2 tRNA genes and 3 rRNA genes are annotated in these 5,576 nt (G+C 48.5%); all 5 read left to right on the top strand.

Features of this window, described 5'->3' with window-relative positions:
* The first annotated feature begins 178 nt into the window (after nt 1–178).
* The 5 genes from FY048_RS18860 (at nt 179) to rrf (ending at nt 5,533) form a co-directional block, all read left to right on the top strand.
* A 16S ribosomal RNA gene (locus FY048_RS18860) occupies nt 179–1,716 on the top strand.
* Between the two features lie 59 nt (nt 1,717–1,775).
* Nucleotides 1,776–1,852, top strand: a tRNA-Ile gene (locus FY048_RS18855).
* A gap of 56 nt (nt 1,853–1,908) precedes the next feature.
* Nucleotides 1,909–1,984: transfer RNA gene (locus FY048_RS18850), tRNA-Ala, on the top strand.
* A gap of 362 nt (nt 1,985–2,346) precedes the next feature.
* Nucleotides 2,347–5,240 (top strand): 23S ribosomal RNA (locus FY048_RS18845).
* A 178-nt stretch (nt 5,241–5,418) separates the two neighbouring features.
* A 5S ribosomal RNA gene (gene rrf / locus FY048_RS18840) occupies nt 5,419–5,533 on the top strand.
* The 16S, 23S and 5S rRNA genes sit together here with 2 tRNA genes alongside, the layout of an rRNA operon.
* The last annotated feature ends 43 nt before the right edge of the window (nt 5,534–5,576 follow it).

Below are 5,576 nucleotides of genomic sequence, written 5' to 3'. Positions count from 1 at the left end.
AAGATCATTAAGAGATTATGAAGAACAACTTGTGTGGATTTTTACTGATTGATTGATCGAAATATTATCATTGATTGATTGGTTTAAATTACTCGAAGTTTATTTGAGCGAAATTTAAGTCAGAAAATTGATGAGCCAGAATTGGCACCTTGTCTTTAATAAGGTGCAAAATGATTTTTAACTGAAGAGTTTGATCATGGCTCAGATTGAACGCTGGCGGCAGGCTTAACACATGCAAGTCGAGCGGAGTGATGGTGCTTGCACTATCACTTAGCGGCGGACGGGTGAGTAATGCTTAGGAATCTGCCTATTAGTGGGGGACAACATTTCGAAAGGAATGCTAATACCGCATACGTCCTACGGGAGAAAGCAGGGGATCTTCGGACCTTGCGCTAATAGATGAGCCTAAGTCGGATTAGCTAGTTGGTGGGGTAAAGGCCTACCAAGGCGACGATCTGTAGCGGGTCTGAGAGGATGATCCGCCACACTGGGACTGAGACACGGCCCAGACTCCTACGGGAGGCAGCAGTGGGGAATATTGGACAATGGGCGCAAGCCTGATCCAGCCATGCCGCGTGTGTGAAGAAGGCCTTATGGTTGTAAAGCACTTTAAGCGAGGAGGAGGCTACTGAAGTTAATACCTTCAGATAGTGGACGTTACTCGCAGAATAAGCACCGGCTAACTCTGTGCCAGCAGCCGCGGTAATACAGAGGGTGCAAGCGTTAATCGGATTTACTGGGCGTAAAGCGCGCGTAGGCGGCTAATTAAGTCAAATGTGAAATCCCCGAGCTTAACTTGGGAATTGCATTCGATACTGGTTAGCTAGAGTGTGGGAGAGGATGGTAGAATTCCAGGTGTAGCGGTGAAATGCGTAGAGATCTGGAGGAATACCGATGGCGAAGGCAGCCATCTGGCCTAACACTGACGCTGAGGTGCGAAAGCATGGGGAGCAAACAGGATTAGATACCCTGGTAGTCCATGCCGTAAACGATGTCTACTAGCCGTTGGGGCCTTTGAGGCTTTAGTGGCGCAGCTAACGCGATAAGTAGACCGCCTGGGGAGTACGGTCGCAAGACTAAAACTCAAATGAATTGACGGGGGCCCGCACAAGCGGTGGAGCATGTGGTTTAATTCGATGCAACGCGAAGAACCTTACCTGGCCTTGACATAGTAAGAACTTTCCAGAGATGGATTGGTGCCTTCGGGAACTTACATACAGGTGCTGCATGGCTGTCGTCAGCTCGTGTCGTGAGATGTTGGGTTAAGTCCCGCAACGAGCGCAACCCTTTTCCTTATTTGCCAGCGAGTAATGTCGGGAACTTTAAGGATACTGCCAGTGACAAACTGGAGGAAGGCGGGGACGACGTCAAGTCATCATGGCCCTTACGGCCAGGGCTACACACGTGCTACAATGGTCGGTACAAAGGGTTGCTACCTAGCGATAGGATGCTAATCTCAAAAAGCCGATCGTAGTCCGGATTGGAGTCTGCAACTCGACTCCATGAAGTCGGAATCGCTAGTAATCGCGGATCAGAATGCCGCGGTGAATACGTTCCCGGGCCTTGTACACACCGCCCGTCACACCATGGGAGTTTGTTGCACCAGAAGTAGGTAGTCTAACCGCAAGGAGGACGCTTACCACGGTGTGGCCGATGACTGGGGTGAAGTCGTAACAAGGTAGCCGTAGGGGAACCTGCGGCTGGATCACCTCCTTAACGAAAGATTGACGATTGGTAAGAATCCACAACAAGTTGTTCTTCATAGATGTATCTGAGGGTCTGTAGCTCAGTTGGTTAGAGCACACGCTTGATAAGCGTGGGGTCACAAGTTCAAGTCTTGTCAGACCCACCATGACTTTGACTGGTTGAAGTTATAGAAAAGAAGATACAGAACTGATGATGTAAGCTGGGGACTTAGCTTAGTTGGTAGAGCGCCTGCTTTGCACGCAGGAGGTCAGGAGTTCGACTCTCCTAGTCTCCACCAGAACTTAAGAGAAGTTCGGATTACAGAAATTAGTAAATAGAGATTTAGGTCTTAGTTTATTAACTTCTGTGATTTAAGTATCACGGTATTAAGCATGACCTGACGAAGGCATGTTTATTCATTAACAGATTGGCAAAATTGAGTCTGAAATAAATTGTTCACTCAAGAGTTTAGATTAAGCAATTGATCTAAATGAATTGAGAACTAGCAAATTAACTGAATCAAGCGTTTTGGTATATGAATTAGATTGAAGCTGTACAGTGTTTAAATACACAGTACTTCAAACTGTAAGAGATTGATGAGAAATCATTGATCATGTCTTATTACTCCTTGTAGGTAATAACGACTGTTTGGGGTTGTATAGTCAAGTAATTAAGTGCATGTGGTGGATGCCTTGGCAGTCAGAGGCGATGAAAGACGTAATAGCCTGCGATAAGCTCCGGGGAGGCGGCAAATATCCTGTGATCCGGAGATTTCTGAATGGGGGAACCCACCTACTTTAAGGTAGGTATTGCAACATGAATACATAGTGTTGCAAGGCGAACGAGGGGAAGTGAAACATCTCAGTACCCTTAGGAAAAGAAATCAATTGAGATTCCCTTAGTAGCGGCGAGCGAACGGGGATCAGCCCATTAAGTTATGTGTGTTTTAGTGGAACGCTCTGGGAAGTGCGAACGTAGAGGGTGATATTCCCGTACACGAAAGGGCACACATAATGATGACGAGTAGGGCGAGGCACGTGAAACCTTGTCTGAATATGGGGGGACCATCCTCCAAGGCTAAATACTCCTGACTGACCGATAGTGAACCAGTACCGTGAGGGAAAGGCGAAAAGAACCCCTGTGAGGGGAGTGAAATAGATCCTGAAACCGCATGCATACAAGCAGTGGGAGCCGACTTGTTCGGTGACTGCGTACCTTTTGTATAATGGGTCAGCGACTTATATTCAGTAGCGAGGTTAACCGTATAGGGGAGCCGTAGAGAAATCGAGTCTTAATAGGGCGTTTAGTTGCTGGGTATAGACCCGAAACCAGGCGATCTATCCATGAGCAGGTTGAAGGTTGGGTAACACTAACTGGAGGACCGAACCCACTGTCGTTGAAAAGCCAGGGGATGACTTGTGGATAGGGGTGAAAGGCTAATCAAGCCTGGTGATAGCTGGTTCTCCCCGAAAGCTATTTAGGTAGCGCCTCGGACGAATACCATAGGGGGTAGAGCACTGTTTCGGCTAGGGGGTCATCCCGACTTACCAAACCGATGCAAACTCCGAATACCTATGAGTACTATCCGGGAGACAGACTGCGGGTGCTAACGTCCGTAGTCAAGAGGAAAACAATCCAGACCGCCAGCTAAGGCCCCAAAATCATAGTTAAGTGGGAAACGATGTGGGAAGGCATAGACAGCTAGGAGGTTGGCTTAGAAGCAGCCACCCTTTAAAGAAAGCGTAATAGCTCACTAGTCGAGTCGGCCTGCGCGGAAGATGTAACGGGGCTAAAACTATGTGCCGAAGCTGCGGATTTGACTTTTAAGTCAAGTGGTAGGGGAGCGTTCTGTAAGCCGATGAAGGTGTATTGAGAAGTATGCTGGAGGTATCAGAAGTGCGAATGCTGACGTGAGTAACGACAAAACGGGTGAAAAACCCGTTCGCCGAAAGACCAAGGGTTCCAGTCCAACGTTAATCGGGGCTGGGTGAGTCGACCCCTAAGGCGAGGCCGAAAGGCGTAGTCGATGGGAAATTGGTTAATATTCCAATACTTCTGTGTAATGCGATGAGAGGACGGAGAAGGTTAAGTCAGCCTGGCGTTGGTTGTCCAGGTGAAAGGAAGTAGGCATGCATCTTAGGCAAATCCGGGGTGCTCTATGCTGAGATCTGATAGCAAGCTGTACTTGTACAGCGAAGTGGCTGATACCATGCTTCCAGGAAAAGTCTCTAAGCTTCAGTTACACAGGAATCGTACCCTAAACCGACACAGGTGGTCAGGTCGAGTAGACCAAGGCGCTTGAGAGAACTCTGCTGAAGGAACTAGGCAAAATGGTACCGTAACTTCGGGAGAAGGTACGCTGTTGTTGGTGATGGAACTTGCTTCCTGAGCTGATGACAGCCACAGAAACCAGGCCGCTGCAACTGTTTATTAAAAACATAGCACTCTGCAAACACGAAAGTGGACGTATAGGGTGTGATGCCTGCCCGGTGCTGGAAGGTTAATTGATGGGGTTAGCGTAAGCGAAGCTCTTGATCGAAGCCCCAGTAAACGGCGGCCGTAACTATAACGGTCCTAAGGTAGCGAAATTCCTTGTCGGGTAAGTTCCGACCTGCACGAATGGCATAATGATGGCGGCGCTGTCTCCAGCAGAGGCTCAGTGAAATCGAAATCGCTGTGAAGATGCAGTGTACCCGCGGCTAGACGGAAAGACCCCGTGAACCTTTACTGCAGCTTGACATTGAACTTTGACCTTACTTGTGTAGGATAGGTGGGAGGCTTTGAAGTTGGAACGCTAGTTCCAATGGAGCCGTCCTTGAAATACCACCCTGGTAATGTTGAGGTTCTAACTCTGCCCCGTAATCCGGGGCGAGGACCATGTCTGGTGGGTAGTTTGACTGGGGCGGTCTCCTCCTAAAGAGTAACGGAGGAGTACGAAGGTGCGCTCAGCGTGGTCGGAAATCACGCGTAGAGTATAAAGGCAAAAGCGCGCTTAACTGCGAGACCCACAAGTCGAGCAGGTACGAAAGTAGGTCTTAGTGATCCGGTGGTTCTGTATGGAAGGGCCATCGCTCAACGGATAAAAGGTACTCTGGGGATAACAGGCTGATACCGCCCAAGAGTTCATATCGACGGCGGTGTTTGGCACCTCGATGTCGGCTCATCTCATCCTGGGGCTGAAGCAGGTCCCAAGGGTATGGCTGTTCGCCATTTAAAGAGGTACGCGAGCTGGGTTTAGAACGTCGTGAGACAGTTCGGTCCCTATCTACCGTGGGCGCTGGAAATTTGAGAGGATCTGCTCCTAGTACGAGAGGACCAGAGTGGACGAACCTCTGGTGTACCGGTTGTGACGCCAGTCGCATCGCCGGGTAGCTATGTTCGGAAGGGATAACCGCTGAAAGCATCTAAGCGGGAAGCCTACCTCAAGATAAGATTTCCCTAGGACTTTATGTCCTCTAAAGAGCCGTTCGAGACTAGGACGTTGATAGGTTGGATGTGGAAGCATAGTGATATGTGAAGCTGACCAATACTAATTGCTCGTGAGGCTTGACTATACAACACCCAAGCAGTTGTATATATAGCATCAATCGATTCATTAATGTACAAAGCAACTTGATTTAGTTATACGCTTAGCTAAAATGAACAAAATATAAAGACTCAATCAGCCCATCTGTAAAGATTTGGAAAACGCATCGGCATATTAAGACCAATGCTAGTATCCATACCAGTTGTGCTGGCGACCATAGCAAGAGTGAACCACCTGATCCCTTCCCGAACTCAGAAGTGAAACCTCTTAGCGCTGATGGTAGTGTGGGGTTTCCCATGTGAGAGTAAGTCATCGCCAGCTCATTATTCTAAACACCCCCAACCTAAGTTGGGGGTGTTTTTTT

This window comes from Acinetobacter sp. 1124_18A (assembly GCF_052824995.1).
The sequence above is the reverse complement of the archived record's forward strand: the minus strand, read 5'-3'. Positions and strand labels throughout refer to the sequence as shown.